This window comes from Cuneatibacter caecimuris (genome assembly GCF_004216775.1).
Lineage (GTDB): Bacteria > Bacillota > Clostridia > Lachnospirales > Lachnospiraceae > Cuneatibacter > Cuneatibacter caecimuris.
In genome coordinates this window covers 198,580-223,517 of record NZ_SGXF01000002.1, presented here as the reverse complement: position 1 = coordinate 223,517, position 24,938 = coordinate 198,580, and the positions used below count along the sequence as shown (strand labels likewise).

The 24,938-nt window shown below is 50.7% G+C and carries 19 protein-coding genes and 1 pseudogene; 16 read left to right on the top strand and 4 right to left on the bottom strand.

From position 1 onward, the window contains the following. Window position 1: 1 nt before the first annotated feature. The 4 genes and pseudogenes from EV209_RS07305 (at window position 2) to EV209_RS07290 (ending at window position 3,926) form a co-directional block, all read left to right on the top strand. Window positions 2–865 carry an MBL fold metallo-hydrolase gene (locus tag EV209_RS07305; protein ID WP_130434593.1) on the top strand — a complete coding sequence of 288 codons (864 nt, stop codon included), beginning with the start codon at window positions 2–4 and terminating at the stop codon, window positions 863–865. Between the two features lie 226 nt (window positions 866–1,091). Continuing rightward, window positions 1,092–1,403 (top strand): annotated as a pseudogene (locus EV209_RS07300) (CD3324 family protein); the annotation flags it as partial. Window positions 1,404–1,894: 491 nt separating this feature from the next. Beyond that, window positions 1,895–3,184 (top strand): HipA domain-containing protein, encoded by a 1,290-nt coding sequence (locus tag EV209_RS07295; RefSeq protein ID WP_130434589.1) that lies wholly within the window; start codon window positions 1,895–1,897, stop codon window positions 3,182–3,184. A gap of 148 nt (window positions 3,185–3,332) precedes the next feature. Then, entirely contained in the window at window positions 3,333–3,926 is a 594-nt protein-coding gene (locus EV209_RS07290; RefSeq protein WP_243647536.1) for a DUF1062 domain-containing protein, read from the top strand. 44 nt (window positions 3,927–3,970) lie between these two features. Here EV209_RS07290 and EV209_RS07285 read toward each other — a convergent pair whose 3' ends face one another. Beyond that, window positions 3,971–4,258 (bottom strand): hypothetical protein, encoded by a 288-nt coding sequence (locus EV209_RS07285; protein ID WP_130434587.1) that lies wholly within the window; start codon window positions 4,256–4,258, stop codon window positions 3,971–3,973. Window positions 4,259–4,268: 10 nt separating this feature from the next. Next, window positions 4,269–4,973, bottom strand: a complete 705-nt coding sequence (locus tag EV209_RS07280; protein WP_130434585.1) for a hypothetical protein — start codon at window positions 4,971–4,973, stop codon at window positions 4,269–4,271. 147 nt (window positions 4,974–5,120) lie between these two features. On the opposite strand from EV209_RS07280, the gene EV209_RS07275 reads away from it, so the two are divergent. From EV209_RS07275 to EV209_RS07250, 6 genes are all read left to right on the top strand, one after another. Further along, window positions 5,121–6,437, top strand: coding sequence for a replication-associated recombination protein A (locus EV209_RS07275; RefSeq protein WP_130434583.1), 1,317 nt, complete (start codon window positions 5,121–5,123; stop codon window positions 6,435–6,437). 91 nt (window positions 6,438–6,528) lie between these two features. After that, window positions 6,529–10,077 (top strand): DUF5717 family protein, encoded by a 3,549-nt coding sequence (locus EV209_RS07270; RefSeq protein ID WP_130434581.1) that lies wholly within the window; start codon window positions 6,529–6,531, stop codon window positions 10,075–10,077. Window positions 10,078–10,095: 18 nt separating this feature from the next. After that, on the top strand, window positions 10,096–11,355 hold the full coding sequence (locus tag EV209_RS07265) for a DUF5716 family protein (protein WP_130434579.1): 1,260 nt from the start codon (window positions 10,096–10,098) through the stop codon (window positions 11,353–11,355). A 10-nt stretch (window positions 11,356–11,365) separates the two neighbouring features. Further along, a complete protein-coding gene (locus EV209_RS07260; RefSeq protein WP_130434577.1) occupies window positions 11,366–12,178 on the top strand; it encodes a ferredoxin family protein in 813 nt (270 codons plus the stop codon). Between the two features lie 148 nt (window positions 12,179–12,326). Continuing rightward, complete coding sequence (locus EV209_RS07255; protein WP_130434575.1) at window positions 12,327–14,585, top strand: heavy metal translocating P-type ATPase; 2,259 nt, start codon at window positions 12,327–12,329, stop codon at window positions 14,583–14,585. A 37-nt stretch (window positions 14,586–14,622) separates the two neighbouring features. Then, on the top strand, window positions 14,623–14,943 hold the full coding sequence (locus EV209_RS07250) for a metal-sensing transcriptional repressor (RefSeq protein ID WP_130434573.1): 321 nt from the start codon (window positions 14,623–14,625) through the stop codon (window positions 14,941–14,943). A 97-nt stretch (window positions 14,944–15,040) separates the two neighbouring features. On the opposite strand, the gene bilS is transcribed toward EV209_RS07250, so the two are convergent. Continuing rightward, a complete protein-coding gene (gene bilS / locus EV209_RS07245) occupies window positions 15,041–15,559 on the bottom strand; it encodes a flavodoxin family protein BilS (protein WP_130434571.1) in 519 nt (172 codons plus the stop codon). A 150-nt stretch (window positions 15,560–15,709) separates the two neighbouring features. Here bilS and EV209_RS07240 point away from each other — a divergent pair, with 150 nt between their 5' ends. From EV209_RS07240 to EV209_RS07225, 4 genes are all read left to right on the top strand, one after another. Continuing rightward, window positions 15,710–16,978 carry a peptidoglycan-binding protein gene (locus EV209_RS07240; RefSeq protein WP_243647535.1) on the top strand — a complete coding sequence of 423 codons (1,269 nt, stop codon included), beginning with the start codon at window positions 15,710–15,712 and terminating at the stop codon, window positions 16,976–16,978. Between the two features lie 478 nt (window positions 16,979–17,456). Then, window positions 17,457–18,413, top strand: a complete 957-nt coding sequence (locus EV209_RS07235; RefSeq protein WP_130434569.1) for an aminoglycoside phosphotransferase family protein — start codon at window positions 17,457–17,459, stop codon at window positions 18,411–18,413. A 306-nt stretch (window positions 18,414–18,719) separates the two neighbouring features. Further along, window positions 18,720–19,289 (top strand): TetR/AcrR family transcriptional regulator, encoded by a 570-nt coding sequence (locus EV209_RS07230; protein WP_130434567.1) that lies wholly within the window; start codon window positions 18,720–18,722, stop codon window positions 19,287–19,289. Window positions 19,290–19,304: 15 nt separating this feature from the next. Continuing rightward, window positions 19,305–19,838, top strand: a complete 534-nt coding sequence (locus EV209_RS07225) for a flavodoxin domain-containing protein (RefSeq protein ID WP_130434565.1) — start codon at window positions 19,305–19,307, stop codon at window positions 19,836–19,838. Window positions 19,839–19,964: 126 nt separating this feature from the next. On the opposite strand, the gene EV209_RS07220 is transcribed toward EV209_RS07225, so the two are convergent. Next, window positions 19,965–20,378, bottom strand: coding sequence for a hypothetical protein (locus EV209_RS07220; RefSeq protein ID WP_130434563.1), 414 nt, complete (start codon window positions 20,376–20,378; stop codon window positions 19,965–19,967). A 245-nt stretch (window positions 20,379–20,623) separates the two neighbouring features. On the opposite strand from EV209_RS07220, the gene EV209_RS07215 reads away from it, so the two are divergent. Both EV209_RS07215 and carB read left to right on the top strand, forming a co-directional pair. After that, window positions 20,624–21,703, top strand: coding sequence for a carbamoyl phosphate synthase small subunit (locus EV209_RS07215; protein WP_130434561.1), 1,080 nt, complete (start codon window positions 20,624–20,626; stop codon window positions 21,701–21,703). Next, window positions 21,696–24,896: a carbamoyl-phosphate synthase large subunit gene (gene carB / locus EV209_RS07210; RefSeq protein ID WP_130434559.1), complete on the top strand. Its 3,201-nt coding sequence runs from the start codon at window positions 21,696–21,698 to the stop codon at window positions 24,894–24,896. The genes EV209_RS07215 and carB overlap by 8 nt, the downstream gene beginning before the upstream one ends. The last annotated feature ends 42 nt before the right edge of the window (window positions 24,897–24,938 follow it).

Genomic DNA, 24,938 nt, shown 5'->3' with positions numbered 1-24,938 from the left:
GATGGATGAAATGAATAAAAAATGGTACTGCAGCGGCGGCAGTCTGATCCGGCAGGTTGCTGGCTGGAATCTTTCCCCGGAGGAAGCAGCCTTCTGGTATATCGGCCAGTGCGGGATGATCATTAAATATGGAGAAACAGTCTGCGTTGTGGACCCGGTGCTGGCTCCTGTCAAGGATGACCAGGGGCAAAGCAGAAAGAATTTTGAAGCGCCGTTTCCGCCGGAGGCGGAATTGCCTGCGGATTATGTGCTCTGTACCCATGACCACCTGGATCATCTGAATATGGATACTTTGACAGGAATGTATCAGGCCCGGAAGGATACGGTTTTTATCGTCCCCGCGCCTTATAGGGAAAAGCTGGCCGCGGCGGGAATTCCGGAAAAATCCGTTTTGGGCGCCAGACAGGATGAAGAGATTGTCCTGAAAGGAGGCATCCGCCTGCTCCCTCTCGCGGTTCCCCATGACAGCTATGCCTGGGATGAAGAGGGAAATTCCCTGGCCCTTGGCTATGTATTTTACTGCGGGGAAATAGTTCTGTTTCACGGAGGCGATCTGGTAGCGGCGGACCCTGTGATCGACAGCCTGCGGCTTCTGGAAAAACCCATATCCGTGGCATTTCTGCCCATTAACGGCAGGGACTGGCTGCGGGAGGCCCAGGGGCTGGTCGGCAATATGAACCCTCAGGAGGCCGCCCATTTTGCGGAATGCATCGGCGCGGACCTGACAATTCCCACACATTTTGATATGATGAAAGGCAACGGGGAGGATCCGCTGGTCTTTGCAGGCTATATGGAACGGCTGTACCCTGAGCGGAGATATCATATCCTAAAGCTGGGAGAAAGCTATATTTACAGACAAAGCTGAAGGGAATCCGGGAAAACCTCATTTTCGATTATAAAAGAAAAATGAGGTTTTCCCGGTTCACTTTTTGTGATATAATTTCTTCATTATTTTTGAGGGAGGGAAGAACGTTTATGCTCAATCCGATAACAAAGGCTGCGTAGGCATGGCTGTCGCAACCGGTAAATCATAAAAAGAGGTGTTGCCGTACGGTCATTGCTGTTCCTGAAGAAATAAGAAATGTAAGGAGCACAGGATGGGCTATAAAAAAGCAGCACACATATTGCCGCAGAAACTGCTGGAAGAAGTGCAGGAGTATGTGGACGGAGAATTTATCTATATCCCCAGAGTTTCCGAAAACAAAAAGGGCTGGGGTACAGGGACCTCTACGCGCAAAGAGCTGCGCGAAAGAAATATGCAGATTTACAGAGATTACCTGTCTGGCATGCATACGGAGGCCCTTGCAGAAAAATATTATTTGTCCCTGAAAAGCATACAGCGTATCGTGGGGCAGCAGAAAAAGAATACTGTTGAAATCCAGAAGGAAGAGCTGCCGCACTGAACCAGTCGGCGGTTCTTTATTGTTGCATGGAAAACCGTGTTTCCTATGCATCAAACCTCTCAGGGGGATGAACACTATGCGTTAAGGAAATATAATGTGGTGGACTTGGTTTCCCAGATATGATAAAATATAAAGAAGAACTTTTGATTGACTGACACGCTAAATTTGTAAGAGAGCGTGTCCATATCAGGTGAAGAAGACTGATTTCATGAATGGAGGAGATGTTATTATTTTTGATTCTTGCCATAGAGACTTTTTTGCAATCAGATTGCTGTATCCGGTTGCGGCATTGATTCTTATGGGCACAATCATATATGCTATTGTTTCTTCGGCTGATCTTAGAAGAAAAGACAAATAGACGAAAAGGGAAGCATTCTCAAAACAGCGTATCCTGTTGTGCCGGAGCAGGACAGCTGCGTACGAAAGACCACTTGTTTATAACCCGATGCAATTTGGTAGAATAATAAACAGTAGATTGGAGAGCGAGAAGGATGGTGAAAACGATTCAAACCTATATCCTGATGCACAAGGATATTCCGGTGGCGGAAATCCGTCTGGACAGCGCAACTGCATCTGTTTCCGCTGTTGGTGAGATATTTGCCCCTTCCCATGTGCCGGTGGGCATCCCGGTGAAAAAAGGGAAGATTGACCGCGCCGCGCTGAATGAATGGTGGAGGGGGAGGGCAATTCCGGCAAGTCGTGTGGGACTAGCGCGTGCTTTGGAAAAACTAAAGATTGCATCTCCGCAGGTACTTTTAGATAAGTGTCTGGGACTGTCCTTATCCGACCAGTATTGGATCTGCCCTGCCGGCAGGAAAATGGCATGGAGCGATGTCAATTTTTTTGAAAACGCATTTTCAGAGGACGTAGGAAATGCTCTGTTCGGTCATCCAGTGCCTGGCGAGGGAGTCAGCCTGATGTCGCCGGACAATACCTCGGACGGCTGGCTGAAAAAGAAGTGGATGATCATAAACGGAAAGCGCTGCCTGCTGAAAGCAGGGAGCGGTGCGACCCAGCAGGAGCCTTATAATGAGGTACTGGCGACTATCATCATGGAGCGGCTGGGAATTCCTCATGTGGCTTATACTCTAACCATGCAGGAGGACTATCCGTACAGTGTGTGCGAGGATTTTATAACTTCAGACACTGAGCTTGTGACAGCGTGGTATATTATGCAGTCACAGCCAAAGCCTAACCATGTTTCTGTTTATCAGCATTATCTGGACTGCTGTGAAAAACAGGGCATCCCAGGTATCAGGGACAGCCTGGACCAGATGCTGACGTTAGATTACCTCATTCTGAATGAGGACAGACACCGGAATAATTTTGGCGCTGTCCGCAATGCCGGTACACTCCAATGGATAGGCGCCGCGCCGGTTTATGACAGCGGAACCTCCCTCTGGTTTGATAAACCAACCAGGATGATTGGCTCTACGGCCAGAGTAGCCAGTAAGCCGTTTAAGAACAGCCACGAGGAACAAATCAAGCTGGTATCTTCCTTTGACTGGCTGAATCTGAACGTACTGGCCGGAGTTGATGAGGAGCTGCGGGAATTGACAAAAGGTTCCCTGTTTATAGATGAGGCCCGGTCGAATGCGTTATGCAGGGCTCTCTGCGGACGTGTAAAACGGCTGGCAGAGGTTGTGAACAGCCGCCGAAACCTTTATCCGGCAGATGATCGGACTGCTGATGTGACGGAGGATGTGGCTTATTGCGGAGAGAATACGGAGGACGCGGGTATGTTCTTTGCACCGAATAAACCATTCGGAGAAAAAGGCTGAAAACTTTATAATCGCAGTGCCGCCTGAAAGTGATTTTAATTGCTTTCAGGCGGCTTTTTTCTACACTTTAATTACGAACTGAGTATTAGGTTGGGATACCTGCTTCAGAATGGTACCATAATATAAATCGTAAGAAAGGTGAAGAATTATGAAAACCGCCAATAAAAATGATTTCGGAAAAAGTCCAGAAATAAAACAGATCACATGGGAAGCGCGGTGCCTTTCGGCGCCTGCGGTGCGGAAATACTGTAAAAAGTGCGGCAGGAAGACAGATTTCGTAAGTTCCGGCCAATTCCGGATCAATGCTCAGAAAAAATCATTGGATATCTGGCTGATCTATCGCTGCGCTGCCTGTAAAACCTCCTGGAATGCCGAAGTGTTTTCCCGTATTTCACCGCAGAGGATGCCGGATGGCATGCTGGAACGTTTTACCCGGAATGATGAGACGCTGGCAGCACAGTATGCTATGGATTGTGATTTTCTGCGCCGGAACGGCGTTGACCCGGGCACGCCTTCTTACAATGTGTCAGGAGAGGAATTTTCGTTAGAAGAGCAGGTTGTACTGACGATAAAAAGCCCGCAGGCGCTTCCGGTGAAAGTCTCTGCCATAATCCGTGAAAAATTGAAACTGTCTCAGCGGGTGTTCTCAGATCTTGCGTCGGAAGGAAAAATCCGCAGCATCCCGGAAAAAGATTTGAATAAATGCAGGCTGAATCATGGCATCATTGTGATATTCAATTAAAAGGCCGCTGCAGGAAAGTGAAATTCCTCCAGCGGCCGGACAGCCTATCTGTTTTTCTTTGAGATCATTCCAGTGAGTTTCCGCACCATTTCGATCCTCTGTACCTCAGCAGGATTCATCCGGGATTTTAGAACCTTTAAAATCATATCTGTCTCCGCATCGGTGAAATCCATGCCCTGGGCTCTTGCCTGGGCAGTGATGGAAAGAAAGAAGGGCATCAGCTCTTCTTTTTTCTTTGTCTGGGCCTCATCCAGCATCTGTGTCAGGAAGGTCAGTTTCTGAGGGTTCATGCCGTGCAGGAGGGGGTCCTGCCGCCAGTCATATGTCTCCATAGGTCTCCTTTCAGGATTGGGATTTGGAATTGCCGAATAAACCGGAGGACATCATCATCTGCATGGTGTCCATCATATTCTGCTGTTCCGGGGGCATCATAGATTTTAAAAGATCCGTTGGCTGAAAGCCTGGCTGCCGGGAGCGTCTGCCGGAGTTTCCGCCGGACCTGCCGGACTGTCCGGGCTGGGAATCTGCTCCTGAGGATTGCCCGGAGCCGGTGTCAAAGCCAGGGCTGCCGGAGCTGTAAGCAGTCTCGTTACTGCCGTTATAATTATTGCCGTAACGGATGCTTTCCCCGCAGGGTTCGCCGTAATTTTCATATTGGTATGAATGACCGCCCGAACCGGAGCAGTCCTCCGTCTTTTGTTCACTGTCCGGATTCTGCTGATATTCCTGATAAAAGTGAGAAGCCATGCGGAAATTCTGAAACATTTCCAGCATTTCCTGTTCACGTTTGGAACAGAAAGGTTTTAGAGCCTGAAATAAAAGTTCTTCTCTGGAAGAATCAGGATTCATGCCTCCGCCGCCGAAACTGCAGGCTGAGAGCAGTTCCTCTTCCTCCTGCTCCAGCCGGGACAATAGACTTTGTACCTTAACAAGGCGGATGATCGTGGAAAACATCTGCCTCTGGGGCTGCTCCACATAGGGCAGCACCGCTTTCATCATCTGCAGTTCTCTGGAATCGCCCTGTCCGGGCGTTTGATTCTGCGCCATATCACCACCGCACCTTTCGCTGATTTTATTCTATGAAGCAGGCAGGCATTTGATGCCACCTGAAAGGATGAAAAGCAGTTGAGCGGTTTCTGAAAATGTGGTAGACTGAGGATATTGTGATCAGCTGCAGAAGAGGAGAGAATAACTTTGGATTTATTTGACTATATGAGAGAAAACACCCAGGAGAAACAATCGCCCCTGGCATCCCGCATGAGGCCGTCGTCTCTGGACGAAATTGTAGGGCAGAAACATATTCTGGGAAAGGATAAGATGCTTTATCGGGCGATTGCCGCGGATAAACTGAGTTCTGTGATATTTTACGGTCCTCCGGGAACAGGAAAAACCACGCTGGCCCGGGTCATCGCCAATACCACCAGCGCTGATTTCCGGCAGCTGAACGCCACAGTGGCAGGAAAAAAGGATATGGAGGAGGTGACGGCCGGGGCCAGGGCAAATCTTGGAATGTACGGACGAAAGACGATTCTGTTTGTGGACGAGATCCACCGGTTTAATAAAAGCCAGCAGGATTACCTTCTGCCTTTTGTAGAGGACGGTACTGTGATCCTGATCGGAGCCACCACGGAAAATCCCTATTTTGAGGTCAATGGCGCTCTGCTTTCCAGATCCATTATTTTTGAACTGAAAGCGCTGGAGCAACAGGACATCAGAGAACTTGTGCTCCGGGCAGTGCAGGATAAAGAAAAGGGGATGGGGAGCTTTGGCGCGGAGATTACGGATGAGGCGCTGGAATTCTTAAGCGATACGGCAAACGGGGACGCCAGAAATGCGCTGAATGCGATCGAACTGGGAATTCTCACCACCCCCCGGGATGAGAATGGAAGGATCTGTATCACCCTGGAAGTGGCCCAGGAATGTATTCAGAGGCGGGCGGTCCGTTACGACAAGTCAGGGGACAACCACTATGATACCATTAGCGCCTTCATTAAGAGCATGCGGGGTTCTGACCCGGACGCAGCGGTATATTACCTGGCCCGGATGCTCTATGCCGGGGAAGATATCAAATTTATTGCCAGAAGGATTATGATCTGCGCGTCTGAAGATGTGGGAAACGCGGACCCACAGGCCCTTGTGGTGGCCGTGGCGGCGGCTCAGGCTGTGGAACGGCTGGGAATGCCGGAAGCGCAGATTGTGCTGTCCCAGGCGGTATCCTATGTGGCTGCCGCGCCAAAGAGCAACGCTGCCTGCGTGGCAGCCCTGGAAGCTATGGAAGCGGTGGAAAGCGACAGGACCGCGCCCATACCAGTGCATCTTCAGGACGCGCACTACAAAGGCGCCGCAAAGCTGGGCCATGGTTTGGGATACAAGTACGCCCATGATTATCCAAATCACTATGTAAAACAGCAATACCTGCCGGACGGTTATGAGGGCAGAAAGTTCTACAGGCCCACGAATAACGGATATGAGAAGAAAATGAAGGAATATTTGGAAAAAATCAAAGGCTGACGGGAATATCCCTTGAACTGCGCGGAGATTTCAGGTAAAATATAAATAATTATACGCTGCAGAAGGTTACGAAAGAAACGAGGTGGATCTGGTGAAAGAGCGAATCAGCCAGCTGGCAAAAGGAGAAATTTTCCGGGAAAAGGCGGAGATACAATTTGTTCCTCTGTCTTTGGAGGAAACTGTGCCTGCAGGAGGTATCTGGCGCAGAGAACTGATCCTATCCAGCCGGAATCAGGTGAAAATACGAGGGCTCGTTTATTCCACGAATCCCCATGTAGTGCTGAAGAACTGTCAGTTTTCAGGGTTTAAAGGCCGGCTGGAATACGAGGTATCCGCGGTGAGGACTGAGCCTGGAAGGCAGATTGCCGGAGCGTTTCAATTTATTTCCGACAGCGGGGAATTTGAAGTTCCATACTGTTTCCTGGTGGAGGCCGAAGGGGTTCCGGGGATGACGGTTCCTGATACGCTGGATGAATTTGTAAAATTGGCGGAGCAGGACTTTGACAGGGCCCAGCGGATTTTTGCGTCCCGTACTTTTACTGAGCTGCCGTTCATGAAAAACGGCAGATACAGGGCGCTGTATGAAGGGCTCTGTTCCTCCGGTCAGGAGGACATCGCTCTTGAAGAGTTTTTGACGGGACTGGACCAGAAAGATGCTGCTATCGTCCGCCTGGCTGACGACAGAATGGAAATTCCTCATCCCCAGGAAATAGTACAGAGCCGGCTGATCCTGGAACGGAGCTGCTGGGGAGGGCTGCGGATGAAATTGTCCGCTGACGCGCCTTTTATCCATCTGGGGGCGCAGACTGTAACCCAGCGGGATTTTATCGGAAACCGCGCGCAGATACCCTTTGAGATCCTTCCGGACAAGCTCCACAGCGGGAAAAACTGCGGAAGGATTATCTGCAGCGGCCCTGGAGGCCGCCTTGTCTATGAGATACATATCCTGCCGGAACAGGGGGAGGAAACAGAAGGGGGGGAACCCCTGCGCAGTGAACTTCTGATGGTATCCAGACTGTTTCTGGATCTCCAGGCGGGTGTTTACGACAGAATGCAGACTCTTGGAAAGCTGGAAGAAGCGTTGGAGCGCCTGGAGGAACGCGGCAATGAGAGTGAGATATTCCGGCTGCTGCTGGCCTGGATTTATCTGGAACAGGAGAGGCCGGAGGCTGCAGAGGAACAGCTGATGCTTGCGCAGGACGCGGTTTTGGATGCCCGGGTGGATCAGGTGGAGAGCTATGCGTTTTATCTGTACCTGCGGGCGCGGTTTAATCAGAATGAGGAGCAGATGGCCACAACAGCCAGAATTATAAGGAAATACTATGAAGAATGGGGGCAGACGCTGCCTCTTCTGCTGCTCCTGGCGGAAGCGGATCAGGAACTGAAAGAAAACAGCAGCCTGCTGCTGGCAATGATGAAGGATCTGTACGGCTGCGGCTGCAGGAGCCCGTTTCTGTACGGAAGAGCCTGCCGTCTGCTGACAGAAGATACCGGACTGATCCGGGTGATGGATAATTTTGAGCTCCAGTGCCTGCTCTACGGCGCGCGGAAAAATTTACTGAATAGAGAAACCGCAGGAAAAGCAGCTGCCCTGGCTGCTTATGAAAAGCACTGGAGGCCCGGGTATTTCCGGCTTCTGGATAAATTGTATCTGGAATACCAGGGACAGGAGATCCTCTCTGCAGCCTGCCAGATGCTGATCCGCGGGGGAAAGACATCCCCGGGATATTTTCCCTGGTACCAGAAAGCTGTAGAAGCGGACCTGCCTGTGACCAGCCTGTATGAATATTATCTGTATGCCCTTCCGGAGGACTGGAAGGAACCTCTGCCCCAGAATGTGCTGCTGTATTTTTCCTACAGGCACGAACTGGATGCGCAGAGCAGGGAAGTGCTCTATGAAAATGTGCTTCAGCACCACAGGCCGGATTCATCGGTATACCGGGCATACCGGGATCAGATGGAGAGGTTCGCGCTGGAACAGCTGCTGCAGGGCCGGATCAGCAGCCGCCTTGCGCCGCTATACAAAAAGATTGTACAGCTGGACATGGTGGATGAACGATTGGCCGGGGTGCTGCCGGATTTGCTTTTCTCCAGGAAAATCACCTGCCGCCAGGAAGGGATGCACAGAGTTCTGGTGCGCTATCCTCAGCTGAGAACTGAATTTTCCGGGGTGCTGCGGGGCGGGAGCTGCTGCATTCCTGTCTATACTGAAGATGCTGAGATATTGCTGGAAGATGACCGGGGGCTGGTGTACTGCCATGTGCCCTATGAATCAGAGGCGCTTTTGGAGGAACCTGCTCTGGTAAAGCGGTGTGAAGAACTGGCGCCGTGGAATCTGATGCTGGCGCTGAGAAGATGCGGGGAAATGCTCAGACGGCCTTTGGGAGAAAAGGATCTGGAACAGGCTTTTTTTCTGTTGGGCCAGGCAGAGCTGCATCCGGCTTTTGCGGCGGAACTGACAGAAAAAGTGGTTCACTATTGCTGCATGAACCAGATAACGTCTCCCGCGCTGGAAGATTTTCTGTTGGCCCAGGATGGAAAGAGCCTGAGCCGGGCGGGAAAAGGAGAGCTGGTTGAAACTTTGATTCAGGCAGGCCAGAGCGAAGCTGCATATCAGCTGCTGAAACGGTATGACGAGATCCAGATCAGGGAAGCCAGGCTTCTGGCGCTGGCAGACGCTTTGATCAGGGAAAGGGCGTACCAGAAGGATGAGGAGATCTTAAAGCTTTGCGGGAGCCTTTATGAAAAGGGGCAGACCAACCGGTCTGTTTTAGAATATCTGTGTATGTATAGCTGCGGGAGGTCGACGGAAATGCGCCGGCTTTTGAAAACAGCTCTGGAATCCCATGCCCAGACCTATGAACTGGAGGAGCGACTTTTGTCCCAGATGCTTTTTTCCGGGGAGGAGGACGGCCTGGAGGAAGTGTATGGCTGCTACAGGAGAAACCGTCCGGAGGCGGATTTGCTGGTGCAGGCTTATCTGGCCGTGCAAAGCCACCGGTACGTGACCGGTAAAGCGCAGGCGCAGGAGGAATGGATCATGGAAGTGGAAGCTCTGTCCCGGGCCGGCGACGGCTTCCTGGCGGATATCTGCCATGGAGCGCTGCTGTCCTGGTACGCAGGACAGCCGGAACTGTCAGAAGACCAGGAGGCCCTGTGCGGGCGGTATCTGGAAGAACTCTGCCGGAAAGGGATGATTCTGGCCTGCTATCAGAACTTTGCGGGCCGTTTTGCGCTGCCGGACGCAATAGCAGGGAGGGTGATCCTGCAGCGGCAGGCGGAGCCTGGAAAACGGCTGTTTCTGCGGTGCAGGATCGGAGGAAGCAGAAATGTGTGGCAGGAAGTGGCCGAACTGCCGGAGGTGTATCCGGGGATCTATGCCAGAGCGCTGATTTTGTTTGCGGATGAAGAGCTGGAATATGATGTGTTCCAGGAAGAGGAAGGGCGGGAAAGGGTGCTGGAAGCCGCCTGTTCCTGCCGGGGAATTCCTGCAGCGTCCGGGGATGAAAGCCGGTTTGGGAGAATTAACCGTATGGCGGCGGCGTCCGGCAGGGACCAGGAAAACCTGCTGCGAAAACAGATGATAGAATTGGAAGCATCCGACCGGTTGGTCGGACAGCTGTTTCCGGTGCTGGAATGATTGGGAGGGATTGGTTTCATGGAAGGATTGGTATTGGGCTGCGACCTTTGTAACGATTACTGCCAGATCAGCTGCTGGAACCCGGAACGGGGCGAACCGGAAGCGGTGGAACTGACCCAGGGCAGCAGCATGATTTCTACGGTAATATGCAGGCGCCGGGGAAAAGAAGCCTGGCTGGTGGGAGAGGCGGGTTACCGGTGCGCCCTGATGGGAGAAGGAGTCATTGTAGATAAGCTGATCCGCCTGGCAGGGAAGCGGGGAACCGCTACCATAGAAGGCGTCTGCTATTCGGCGCAGAAGCTCCTGACTCAGTTCCTCCGTGAAATATTGGAAATCTCATTTCAAAAATATGGAGTAAGAGAAATTCAGGCAATCACCTTCACTCTGCGGAACCTTGACCGGGAAGTAATAGACGCGGTTTTGGAGGCGGCGGTTTCTCTGGGGATCGACAGAGACCGGGTCCGTCTGGTGAGCCACACGGAAAGCTTTCTTTATTTTTCTGTCAGCCAGCGTAAAGATTTATGGGCCAGTCTCTGCGGATTATTCGACCTGAATGAGGAAGGGCTGCATTACTATGATATGACAGTGCTCCGGGGCATCAAACCTCAGGCGGTACAGGCCAGACATGAACCGCTGGAGGAAGGGTTCCGCCTGGATATCCTGGACAGTCCCGCGGGAGAGAAGCTGGGAGATACGATCCTCTGTTCCTGCGCCCAGCGCCTGATGGAAAAGAAACTGTATTCCTCTGTATTTCTGACGGGGAAGGGATTTGAAGGCTGTGAAAAATGGGCGGTCACTTTTACAAAATGGCTGTGCAGCAGGAGAAAAGTCTATATGGAGCCGAGCCTTTTTGCAAAGGGGGCTGCGCTGATTGCGGCGGACGGGCTGAGAGAAAAAACCGCATATCCGTACTGCTTTTTGTGCGAAGGGAGAATCGGCGCTACTGTCAGTATGGAAGTATCTGACAGGGGGACGAAAAAACGCCTGATTCTGGCGGAAGCCGGCAGCAACTGGTATGAGACAAGATCTTCTGTGGAGGTGATTCCGGACAATAAAGGGGAGCTGGAACTGACCGTAACGCCTGTGGGCAGCGCGGCAGGACGAAAAATAACCCTTCCGTTAGATGAATTTCCGGCAAGGCCCAATAAAACCACCCGAATAGAAATTGTGACAAGCTTTTCATCAGAAAAACTGATGACGGTCCGGGTGATCGACAAAGGGTTCGGGGAGTTTTTCCCTGCAACAGGCCAGATGCTCCGTCAGGAAATACATTTATGAGGAGGCGCTTATGAGCGGATATCTTTTATGCAGCAGCCGTCTGGCAACGCATCCGTACCAGGTTGAAGGGCTGGGAATCAGGATATATTCAGCTGAAGAACTCTGTTATTATATTTTTCACCATGTCCAGGTGATTGGAGAAGAATTTTTGGAGGAACCTTTGTTCACATTTCTGGAAAAGGAACTGGGCCTTGCAGAAGAGTCGGCGCATATCCGGAAATATGTGGAGCGGCAGGCAGAATTTTCCACTGTTCTTACGGCGATTTTAAGGGAATTCAGGTATTACAGCGATCAGGAAATCGGCCAGTTTCAGGGGAGGCTGGATGCGCTGGGAAAGCAGACGCCGCTGGAACGGCAGTGTAAAAGAGCAGATTTCCTGTTGGAAAAGCGAAGGGTACAGGCAGCTTTCCATATATACGAAAACATCATGGCCGGCAGAAAATCCAGAGGAAGCCAGCAGTTTTATGGAATGGTTGCACAGCGGATGGCAGTGTGCTGCCTTCAGCAATTCCAATACAGCAGGGGAATGAAGTATCTGCAGGCGGCATTTCAGGAATGGCCGGATGAGCGTATTCTGAAGCAGCTGGTCCAGGTCTGCCTGCTGTGCGGGAAAGAACTGCCGGAGGAACTGCTGAAGAATGCGGATGCTTCCAGGCTGTACCAGTGGAAGCAGGAGTATGAGCAGAGCAGAGACCTGGCGGAAACAGCAGCGGCCAGCTGCCCGCAGGCAGCCATATTTGACCGGGATTCCATCCGGCGCAAAGAAGAATTGAAGCGGTACATGGCAGATCTGAAAAAAGAGTATCGGGAAATGACAGAATAGTTTTGGGGTATGCATGAATCAAAGAATTCAGGAGAAGATGAAATGTGACAGCAGGGAAAGGCGGGCTGTCACATTTTTGCTTGACAAAATTTGTACTTTAATATACCATATAGGGGTATAGGGTAATAGACATAAGAAAGGAGTAAAAATGATAACAGAAACTTATGCTATTTCTGGCATGCACTGCGCCGCATGCAGCAGTTCTGTGGAACGGGTGACCGGGAAGCTGCCGGGGGTGATCCGCAGCAGTGTGAATCTGGCTACTGCGCGGATGGTGATCACATATGAAGAGAAAGAACTAACCCAGGAACAGATCATCGGGAAAGTGGAACGGGCGGGTTTTGGAGCCATCCTGCTTCATCCGGAGGAGATGGAGGCGGCAGAAAAAAAACGTTTTGAAGAGCAGGAAACAGAATTGAAAAAGCAGAAAAAAGAGTTGATTCTGGCGTTCTGTTTTGCAGTTCCGCTTTTATATCTGTCTATGGGCCATATGCTGCCCTTTCCCCTGCCTTTGCCGGGATTTCTGGATATGATGGAATCTCCGTTTTCATTTGCAGCGGCCCAGCTGATTCTGACAGTTCCGATATTGATTTTGGGCAGGCGGTTTTATGTGGTAGGATTTCGTACCTTGTTCAAAGGTCATCCCAACATGGATTCTCTTGTAGCCCTGGGGACGGGAAGCGCGTTTCTGTACAGTCTGGTGATGACTGTGGCTATTTTGTGGGAACCGTCCAGCGTGCATTCCCTGTATTATGAATCGGCAGCTGTGGTGGTGACGCTGATCATGTGCGGAAAATATATGGAGGCCCGCAGCAAGGGGAAAACAGGAGAAGCGATCCGGAAACTGATGGAGCTGGCGCCGGATACAGCAGAGCTGATGCTGGGCGGGGAGCCGGTGGAGGTGCCGGTGGAGCAGCTCAGGCCCGGAGACCGGATTCTGATCCGCCCCGGCGTGAAGGTGCCGGTAGACGCCAGAGTCGTCCGCGGCAGCAGCAGCGTGGATGAATCCATGCTGACCGGGGAGAGCATTCCTGTGGAAAAAAAGAAAGGTGATACGTTGATTGGGGCCAGCATGAATTATAATGGCGCTCTGGAAGCAGAGGTGACTCAGGTGGGGCAGGATACCATGCTCTCCAAGATTGTCAGGATGATGGAGGACGCGCAGGGGAAAAAAGCGCCGATTTCCAAGCTGGCGGATGTAGTGGCGGGGTATTTTGTGCCGGTGGTGATGGCGGTGGCTCTTGTTTCTGCGGCTGCCTGGCTGATCGGCGGTCATACGCTGACGTTTGCTTTGACGGTATTTGTGTCCGTTCTGGTGATTGCATGCCCCTGCGCCCTGGGTCTGGCGACTCCCACAGCGATTATGGTTGCAACCGGAGTGGGAGCTCAGAACGGTATTCTGATTAAAAGCGGGGAAGCGCTGGAAATGCTGCATAAGGTGGATACTGTGATTCTGGATAAAACAGGGACAGTGACGGAAGGCAAACCCAGGGTGGCTGAAATCATTCCGGATGGAGCAATCGGAAGGGACGCGCTGTTATCCCTGGCGGCCTCCTGCGAACAGCAGTCGGAACATCCTCTGGGCAAGGCGATCGTGGAAGGCGCGAAGGAAGAAGGCATGGAGCTTGTCAGTCCGGAAGAATTTGAGAGCCTGACCGGAAGAGGAATCAGAGCTGTGCTGGAAGGAGAGGAAGTGCGCATCGGCAATTTCCGGCTGATGCAGGAGACGGAAGGCCTGGAAAAGGCAGTTCTGAAACGCATGCAGGATATGGCGCAGGAGCTGGCCCAAAAAGGGCAGACGCCTATGTATGTTCTGCGCGGCACCGATTTTCTGGGCGTGGTCAGCGTGGCTGACCCCCTGAAGGAAACCAGCCGGGAAGCAGTAGCGGCGCTGAAAGGGCTGGGCCTTTCAGTTATTATGCTTACGGGAGATAACCGTCTGACGGCGGAATATATGGGAGGCCTGGCAGGAGTGGATCAGGTGATCGCGGAGGTCCTGCCGGAAGATAAAGCAGCCGTAGTCAGCGGCCTCCAGCAAAAAGGAGCCAGAGTGCTCATGGCCGGAGACGGCATCAATGACGCGCCCGCGCTGGTGCAGGCGGACGTGGGGGCAGCCATTGGCAGCGGGAGCGATATTGCCTTGGAATCAGGGGAAGTGGTGCTGATGAAATCTGATCTGATGGACTTAAGCAAAGCGGTCAGGCTGAGCCGGGCCACGATACGCAATATCAGGCAGAACCTGTTCTGGGCTTTTTTCTATAATATTCTTGGGATACCGGTGGCAGCAGGCGTGCTTTACCTGTTTGGCGGGCCTCTGTTAAGCCCCATGATTGGAGGCCTGGCGATGTCCTTCAGCTCTGTTTCCGTGGTGTCAAACGCGCTGCGCCTGAAAGGGCTGAAGCTGTAAAAAAAGATTTTATGAATTTGAAGGCGGAGGAAAGAACATGGCACAGCAAGATAAAACAGTGCATCCAGAAGAATGTGAAGTGAGACATAAAGAGAGAAGCGCCGAAGAACAGAAAACGCTGGTGCTCCGGCTGAACCGGATAGAAGGACAGATTCGAGGGATTCGTTCTATGGTGGAGGAGGGCAGATACTGCGTAGATATTCTGACCCAGGTGTCTGCCGCCCAGGCAGCTTTAAACGGTTTTTCCAAAGAGCTGCTGGCAAGGCATATGAAAACCTGTGTGAAAGAGGATATCCTGTCGGGCAAGGAAGAAACCCTGGATGAGGTGTGCGGTCTCATCCGCAGGCTGCTGAAATGAAAAAGAATCCCGCTCGCGGGATTCCCCGCCTGCGGCGTGTCGCTTTAGCGTGGTGATTCCTACGCCGCAGTGCGGCCGCATCAGCAGCCATATTTCCTTACAGGGCATATCGTTCCAGCGTCTTACAGGCAAATTCCGCGGCAGCCTGCTGGTCATTTTCATCGGGGTGGAGCATCGCTTCATCAAAATTTCTGAGCATCATGGTCAGGCGGGGATCTTCCGGATTCTGAAGCTGTTGTTCTTCATAACGTCTGCGGACCTGTATGGGCATTTTCCCCTGGCAGAGAAAGCATCCCAGGCAGATGTTGTCCTCGGGAAGCAGCGCCCGCATTTGGGATTCCAGCTTTGCGTAATAGGCCTTGCTGGCGCCCATGCCGCAGGTAGCGAACAAAGCTACGTTTTTACCATGCAGCCTGCCAAGGAAATCCATCATTTCCATGCTGCTGGTGCCCCTGTTGATCCAGAAGCCCACAAAAACTGTCTCTGATTTCTCAGGATCTGTATGCGTATTTAATTCTTCAATATCTTTATCCTCACCGGGCAGACGGTCAAATATGGCTTTGGCGATCTTTCTTGTGTTTCCGGTCTTACTGATATATATTACTGAATACTGCATGTTTGTCACACTCCTCAGACATAATATAGCAGAATTAAAACAGAAATACTAGATCAGAAATCTAAAGGATTCTAAATTTTTTCTAAACTAAAGGTAAGTTTGGACAGACGGCCGCATAAAATGCCATAAACCAGAGAATGGGGGAATTTTATGAGCAGTCGAATGAGTTTGAAAGCGGCGCAGGCGGGGCCTGATACCGGACAGCTGCAGGTGGATGTGACCTCAGCGTCAAATCAGTATCCGATACCGGACGCAAGAGTATCCATTGCCCGGACGGAAGAGCCGGAACAGGTTTTAGAGGAGCTGGAGACAAATGGGTCAGGGCAGACGGAGGAAGTGACTTTGCGGACTCCGCCTCTGGAATACAGCATGGAGCCGGAACAGGCTGCCCGTCCATATGCGGAATATACGCTGACGATTCAGGCCGAGGGGTTTGAGCCCGCGGTGGTGGCAGGATCAGAAGTGCTTCCGGGCGTTATTTCCATACAGCCGGTGAGGCTGAAACCACTGGAGCCCTCCAACGCGCCGGTGGATATTTTTATTCCGGACCACACCCTCTATGGGGAATATCCGCCGAAAATTGCGGAGGCGGAGATTAAACCTACCCAGGAGACAGGGGAAATTGTCCTGAGCAGAGTGGTGGTCCCTGAGACGGTGGTGGTTCATGACGGCGTCCCCACGGATGCTTCTGCTCCCGACTATTTCGTGCCATACCGGGATTACATTAAAAATGTGGCGTCCAGTGAAATCTACGCCACCTGGCCTTATGCCACTATTGTGGCGAATATCCTGGCCATCATGTCCTTTACCCTGAACAGGGTCTATACAGAATGGTACCGAAATAAGGGCTATGACTTTACGATCACAACTTCTACGGCCTTTGATATGAAATGGATCTATGGCAGAAATATTTTCCAGCCGATTTCTGAAGTGGTGGACGAAATATTTGACCAGTACCTCTCCAGGCCGGAGGTGAAACAGCCCATCCTGACACAGTTCTGCGACGGTCAGCGGGTGACCTGTCCAAACTGGATGTCCCAGTGGGGGTCTAAATATCTGGGAGACCAGGGATACAGCCCTATCGAAATACTGCGTAACTATTATGGGAGCAGCATCTATATCAATTCTGCGGAACAGATTTCAGGGATCCCCTCTTCCTGGCCGGGTTATGATCTGACCATCGGTTCCAGCGGCAATAAAGTACGCCAGCTTCAGGAACAGCTCCAGACCATCGCGGGCGTTTACACCGCAATCCCTTCTCTGATGGTGACAGGATACTATGATGAGGATACCGCCAATGCAGTGAGAGAGTTCCAGTCCATCTTCGGCCTGGGGCAGACAGGGATAACAGATTTTCCCACCTGGTATAAAATCAGCCAGATTTATGTGGGAGTTACCAGAATTGCAGAACTGCAGTAGACGGGTTCTGAGAAATATCATAGGAGTTCTTTCCTGCAGAATGAAATATAGAGAAGCGCTGATCTTTGCAATGGGTCAGCGCTTCTCTATAAAAAATAGTAAACATTCGGCGGTAATGGAATCCTATTTTCAGCCGGAAAGGCCCATGGAATCAGCATTTCCCCTGTATTCAATACAATCCCGCAAAGGGTAAAATGGTGCCCGGATGGTGCCCAAGCGAACAAACTGGATTATGAACAGTCGCACAAAGTTATGACATGACATGAACTGTTTGACATTCTCATGCGTTACTATTAGAATGGAAAAAAGAAAGATATGTCTTTGTTCGACTTAGGCGGCAGGCTGTGTGAAAACGCAGAGGCACGAGAGTGTTTTTTGATTTGAAACTAGAAAACCGAATAAAAATAGTATAAATTTGCGTTTTCACACAGTTTGGCGGATAAGATGCAATAAAGGCTGTTACGAAAGAGGGGATAGTATGAGGAAAAACGAATACGACAAAAACGAGGTTTATATAACTGAATTGAAAACACTCATACAACGGGAGTACGGTCTTTCGGCTACTTCCATTGTTCCGGCAAAACGTGGCTATTACGGTGAGACGTGGCGAGTGGATACGGGGGGCGGCAGATATTTTCTCAAGCTAGACGATTCCCCGGAGCACCAAACCAAGTATCGTGACAGTCTGGCGGTTGTTGATTACCTGTGTGCCAGCGGCATTGATTTTGTCGGTACAGTAGTCAAAACAAAGGCGGGGGAGCTGTATTCCACATTTGGGTCCGCAGTTCTTGCAATTTTTGAGTGGATTAACGGCGAAAACCATGAGACGGATGAGACAAAAATTCCGGAGTATGAAATGCTGTGTAAGGTATACGCTGTGTCAAAACCGGGATTTCATATCCCCCAAGCTGTGTTTTCCGCTGAAATCGCGTCAGACTTCTTTTCCCGGTGGGAGCAGCTTAAAGCACAGGCGGCGAACGTCGAGGCCCAGAAGGTTTGTTTATTATTAGAGCAAAAGAGTGATTTGCTGCGCCATTATGCCGAACGGCTTCAGAATTTCGCAAAGTGTTGCGAGAAAGAGCAATCCAACTTCTATTTCACGCATGGAGACGCTGGAGGAAATCTACTTGTCGGCGAACAGGCATATTACATTCCCGATTGGGATGAAGTCATGTACGCCCCGCCTGAAAGGGACGCGTGGGTTATGTGTTGTCACCAATGGGCGGCAGACCTGTTCAATAAAACCCTCCGTGAAAATAAGGTGGATTATGAGTTGCGGCCCCACCGCCTTGCTTTTTACTGTTACCATATGTTTTTCTACTATCTTGTTGAATTTTTGAAGGGCTTTACCAAAGGCGGCTTACAAAAGGAAATGGAAGACTATTTTGATAGTTGGATTATGGAACGCATGGAATACGCCGAAACCATTTCTTAGCATAAATGAAGTGCAGTCCCGCCTCTTGTGGTTTCGGGGAGGTTATGGTATACAAAAGACTATCAGCAGGCCACACAAGGGCTTGCTGTTTTTTGTTATATAGGAAACTGCGTTCCCTATGTAACAAAACCCTCCGGGGGATCGCACTGCGGCGTAAGGAATCACGTGGGCGGGATTCTTTTTCACAGGAAAGACCCGCCGCGGTAAGAGGAGTACAAATTAAAGAAAGGAAATACAGGTTGACAATTTTTGAAGGTTATTATATAATCTATTTATATAAAAGAGTTATATTATAGGGAGGAGACAATGCCAAAACAGAGAATTACGAAGGAAATGGTCGTCAATGCCGCCTATGAAATTGCAAGGAACAGCGGTATGGAACAGGTCATGGTAAAGAATATCGCAGACAAAATAGGATGTTCTGTACAACCCATTTACAGTTACTGCAAAAACATGGAGGGGTTGCGCCAGGATGTGATCGGGCAGGTCAGGCATTTTATACAGGAGTATGTAGCAGCCCATATTGACGAAAAAGATCTGTTCCGCAGCACAGGAAGAGCGTATATTCAATTAGCCAAAGAAGAACCGCACCTGTTTCGTATTTTTATTTTGCATCAGCGAAAAGGAATTTCTTCCCTGGACGATTTATACCAGACGGAAGCCAACCCCCGCGCCGCCGGATTTATCGCCGAGGAACTGCATATCAGCATACCGGAGGCCAAACAGCTGCACTTGAATATGCTGATCTACACCATCGGAATCGGCACGATATTTTCAGTAACGACGCCGGGAATTTCAACAGACGAAATATACGCGCAGCAGGAAGCTGCCTATGAAGTATTTTTGAAACAGGCGTTAAGAACAAATGAACAATAATGGAAGGAAGTTGTGATGAAAAAGGGAACTATAATATATCAGTCCAAATATGGCGCCACAAAAAAATATGCCGAATGGCTCAAAGAGATGACAGAATTTGATTGTATAGAAACAAAGAAAGCAGCGGCGGAGGAGATGGAACAATATGATACAGTCATATTGTGCGGTGGAATCTACGCATCCGGAATAGCAGGAATATCCTTTTTACGGGAAAATTTCAGCAGATTAAAAGATAAGAAAACAGCAATATTCTGCGTAGGCGCTTCTCCTTATGATGAGAACGGATTAGAGAAAATCAAGGAGCATAACCTGACAGGGGACTTAAAAGAAATCCCGCTTTTTTACGGGAGAGGCGCATGGGATGAGAGCAAAATGAAATTTCTGGACAGGACCCTGTGCAAAATGCTTCAGAAATTCGTGGTCAAAAAAAATCCCGAAGCCTGTGAGCCATGGATGAGAGACCTTATAACAGCCGCCGGGCAAACCTGCGACTGGACGGATAAAAAATATTTAGACCCATTAGTGGAATATTTACATGGAATAAGATAAACAATTTAATTTCAGAGAGAAGAAAACCCGGCAGAGGGACGGGAAGAGGTAACTCCGGAGGCTCGATGCCTTGCGGCAAATAGCCTCCGGAGTTACCCCCGCTTCTCTGCTTCATTCAACGATATCTCATGTTTTTTTAATAAAAGAATTACGGCATTTAGGACAAGTGATCTGAATCTTTCCCTTCCCCTTGGGAACACGGATAATCTGTCTGCATTTGGGGCAGCAATAGAACCGGCTGGTTTTGCCCTCCTTGACCCGGCGCTTCTGCAGGCTGAAAAACCTGCCGAAAGGCGCCCAGAAACGCAGAAACATCTGATTCTCTGCCTGGCGTTTATAGATATTTCTGGAAAACATGCGAAACAGCATGTAGATTGCTGCTGCATAGCTCAACACATTCAACACGGCATATACCACCGGAAACCGGAGAAACATGGATAAGAGGGTCAGCACCACATAAGTCCCCATCAGGAAATAGGTGAACTGGTCGGGACCGTAGCGCCCCTGCATGAATTGGTAGAGTCTGTCGCGGAATCGCATGAATAGAACCTTCTTTCTTATAGGATAGTTCCACTTTACACATTTTACTGCTTCAGGTCAAGAAATAATTTAGGAAGAAAGCATTAAATAAAAATAAATCCGAAAAAACTGTTGTAAAAGGGCGGGTTTTGTGGTAGAATGCAAAAAACTAAAGGCAGGACTATGTCTTTTTTTTTGCGCGGAGACGGATTTTTATGCTGCCGCGCGCGGATCTGCCGCAGCTGGACTAGGAAAGGTGGGACAACATGAAAGCATTTCTTATTTTAGAAGACGGGCATGTTTTTACAGGTACCGGGATCGGTTCTGACCGGGAAGTGATCAGTGAAATCGTGTTTAATACGTCTATGACAGGTTATCTGGAGGTACTGACAGACCCGTCCTATGCGGGACAGGCAGTGGTGATGACCTATCCGCTGATTGGAAACTATGGCGTTTGCCGTGCTGATATGGAGTCAGCGAAGGCATGGCCGGACGGATATATTGTGCGGGAGCTTTCCCGTAAGCCCAGCAATTTCAGATCAGAAGAAACAATACAGGATTTTCTGGAAGAGCAGGATATCCCGGGAATTGCGGGGATCGATACCAGGGCGCTGACAAAGATTCTCCGGGAAAAAGGCACCATGAACGGCATGATCACCCGTAACGAACAGTTTGATCTGGAGGAAGTGACTGCCAAACTGAAAGGCTACGCCCCTTCCGGCGCGGTGAAGAAAGTGACCTGCAAAGAAAAAAATATATTGCCTGGAAGCGGCTATAAAGTGGCATTGATGGACTTTGGCGCAAAGAACAATATCGCCCGTTCTCTCAATGACCGCGGATGTGAAGTGACAATCTATCCGGCCTCTTCAAGCGCAGAAGAAATATTAGCGGCACAGCCGGATGGCATTATGCTTTCCAATGGCCCCGGAGATCCGAAGGAATGTACGGAGATCATCGGGGAGATCAGGAAGCTTTATGAATCTGATGTGCCGATTTTTGCGATCTGCCTCGGACATCAGCTGATGGCGCTGGCCGCAGGCTGCGATACTTACAAGCTCAAATACGGGCACAGGGGAGGAAATCATCCGGTGAAGGACCTGGCTACAGGCAGGGTATATATTTCTTCTCAGAACCATGGATATGTGGTGGACACCAGCAGGCTGGATGAGAAGGTTGCAGTTCCGGCTTTCGTAAATGTGAACGACGGAACAAACGAGGGCCTTTCCTATACAGGAAAAAACATCTTTACCGTGCAGTTCCATCCGGAAGCATGTCCCGGGCCTCAGGATTCCGCATACCTGTTCGATAGATTTTTGAAGATGATGGAGGGAAGAAAACATGCCTAAAGACAGCAGCATAAAAAAGGTACTGGTCATCGGCTCCGGCCCTATTATCATCGGTCAGGCCGCCGAATTTGATTATGCAGGCACCCAGGCCTGCCGCTCCCTGAGAGAAGAAGGCGTTGAGGTGGTGCTGGTGAATTCCAATCCGGCCACCATCATGACGGATAAAGATATTGCGGATGAGGTATATATCGAACCCCTTACCGCGAAAGTTCTGGAACAGATTATCCTGAAGGAAAAACCGGACAGCGTGCTGCCCACCCTGGGCGGACAGGCCGGGCTGAATCTTGGCATGGAGCTGGCGGAGAGCGGATTTCTGGCAGCACACGGCTGCCGCCTGATCGGCACCACGCCGGAAACCATCAGAAAGGCGGAGGACCGCCTGGAATTTAAGACCACCATGGAGAAAATAGGAGAGCCCTGCGCTCCTTCCCTGGTGGTGGAAAATGTGGAAGACGGCATCGCTTTTTCCAACAGCATCGGCTATCCGGTGGTGCTTCGCCCCGCTTATACTCTGGGCGGCAGCGGCGGCGGCATCGCGGATAATGAAGAAGAGCTGGTGGAAATCCTCTCCAACGGCCTGCGGCTTTCCAGAGTAGGGCAGGTGCTGGTGGAGCGCTGCATCGCGGGCTGGAAAGAAATTGAATATGAGGTGATGCGGGACGGCGCGGGAAATGTGATCACGGTCTGCAACATGGAAAACATCGACCCGGTGGGCGTGCATACCGGAGACAGCATTGTGGTCGCTCCATCCCAGACTCTGGGAGACAAAGAATATCAGATGCTGCGCACCTCTGCGCTGAATATCATTACAGAACTAAACATTACGGGCGGCTGCAACGTGCAGTATGCGTTGAAGCCGGACAGCTTTGAATACTGCGTGATCGAGGTAAATCCCAGGGTGAGCCGCTCGTCAGCGCTGGCTTCCAAAGCCACCGGCTACCCCATCGCCAAAGTGGCGGCAAAAATCGCGCTGGGCTATACGCTGGATGAGATCAAAAACGCCATTACCGGCAAGACCTACGCCAGCTTTGAACCCATGCTGGATTACTGTGTGGTAAAGATTCCCCGCCTGCCCTTTGACAAATTTATCAGCGCAAAGCGCACGCTGACCACGCAGATGAAAGCTACCGGCGAGGTGATGGCCATATGCAGTAATTTCGAGGGCGGCCTGATGAAGGCCATCCGTTCTCTGGAACAGCATGTGGACAGCCTGATGGACCGGGATTATTCCGAATTTGATCAGGAGGATATTCTGGACATGCTGCGCACTGTGGACGACCGCCGGATCTTTGTGATCGCGGAGGCGCTGCGCCGGGGAATCAGCCAGGAAACGATCCATGACATTACGAAAATTGACCTGTGGTTTATCGATAAAATCGCGATTCTTACAGAAATGGAGAAGGCGTTGGCAGAAAATCCTCTCACTCCGGAATTGCTGGCGGAAGCGAAACGTCTGGAATTCCCTGATACAGTGATTGCCGGGCTGACCGGGAAGGACGCCGCAGAGATTAAAGCAATGCGCAGAGAAAACGGGATTGCCGCGGCATTTAAAATGGTGGATACCTGCGCGGCGGAGTTTGCCTCTGAAACTCCCTATTATTATTCTGTATTCGGCAGTGAAAATGAAGTGGAAGAGACCAGGGACCGTAAAAAGGTGCTGGTGCTGGGTTCCGGGCCCATCCGCATCGGCCAGGGCATAGAATTTGATTTCTGTTCCGTACACTGTACCTGGGCGTTTAAAAAGGCTGGTTACGAGACAATTATTATCAACAACAATCCTGAAACTGTTTCCACAGATTTTGACATTGCAGATAAGCTGTATTTTGAGCCGCTGACCCCTGAGGATGTGGAAAGCATTGTGGATCTGGAAAGGCCTGACGGAGCGGTGGTGCAGTTCGGCGGCCAGACAGCCATCAAGCTGACGGAAGCACTGATGCAAATGGGCGTGCCGATCCTGGGGACCTCTGCGGCGGATGTGGACGCGGCGGAGGACCGGGAGCTGTTCGACGCTATTTTGGAGAAGTGCGGGATTCCCAGACCTGCAGGTCATACAGTATATACTTGTGAAGAAGCCATCAGGGCCGCCAATGATCTGGGATATCCTGTGCTGGTCCGCCCCTCCTACGTGCTGGGAGGCCAGGGCATGCAGATCGCTATAGATGATAAGGATATTACTGAATTTATCGGCATTATCAACCGGATCGCCCAGGAACACCCGATTCTGGTAGATAAATATCTGGTGGGCAAGGAAATCGAAGTGGACGCGGTCTGCGATGGGGAGGACATCCTGATTCCGGGCATCATGGAACACATCGAGCGCGCCGGGATCCACTCCGGGGACAGCATTTCCGTGTACCCGGCCAAGAGTCTGTCTTCCGAAATCAAGCAGGTGATTGAGGAATACACCCGCAGGCTTGCAAAAGCCCTGCATGTAAAGGGACTGATCAATATCCAGTTTATTGTGGCGGACGGAGAGGTCTATGTCATTGAAGTCAATCCCCGTTCCAGCCGCACGGTTCCCTATATCAGCAAAGTTACTGGGATTCCTATTGTTGGCCTGGCTGCCAGAGTCATTATGGGAGAGAGCATCCGCAGCATGGGATACACGCCTGGCCTGCAGCCGGAAGCTGCTTATTACGCGATTAAAATCCCGGTATTTTCCTTTGAGAAGCTTCGGGGCGCGGATATCGGCCTGGGCCCGGAAATGAAATCCACCGGGGAATGTTTAGGGATCGCAAAAACATTCCATGAAGCCCTGTACAAAGCTTTCCTGGGCGCAGGAATCAATCTGCCCCAGAGCAAAAAAATGATTATTACCGTCAAGGAATCGGATAAGAAGGACATTGTGGAAATAGCCCGCAGGTTCCAGAAGATCGGCTATGAGATATACGCGACCATGGGAACTGCCAAAGCGCTGAATAAAAACGGCGTTCATGCGGTGAAGATCAATAAGCTGGAACAGGAATCTCCGAACCTGCTGGATCTGCTGCTGGACCACAGCAGCCACATTGATTTGGTAATCGATACGCCTAACCAGGGCGCCCAGAAGAGCCACGACGGGTTTCTGATCCGGCGTCACGCCATCGAAACCGGGGTGAATGTGCTCACTGCCATCGATACCGCGGAAGCTCTGATTACCAGTTTGGAACACCAGCATGAATCTCTGGAACTGGTAAATATTGCAGAAATCTAACAATTATATTTTTCTGTTGAAAAACTTCCTGAAATCTCTTAT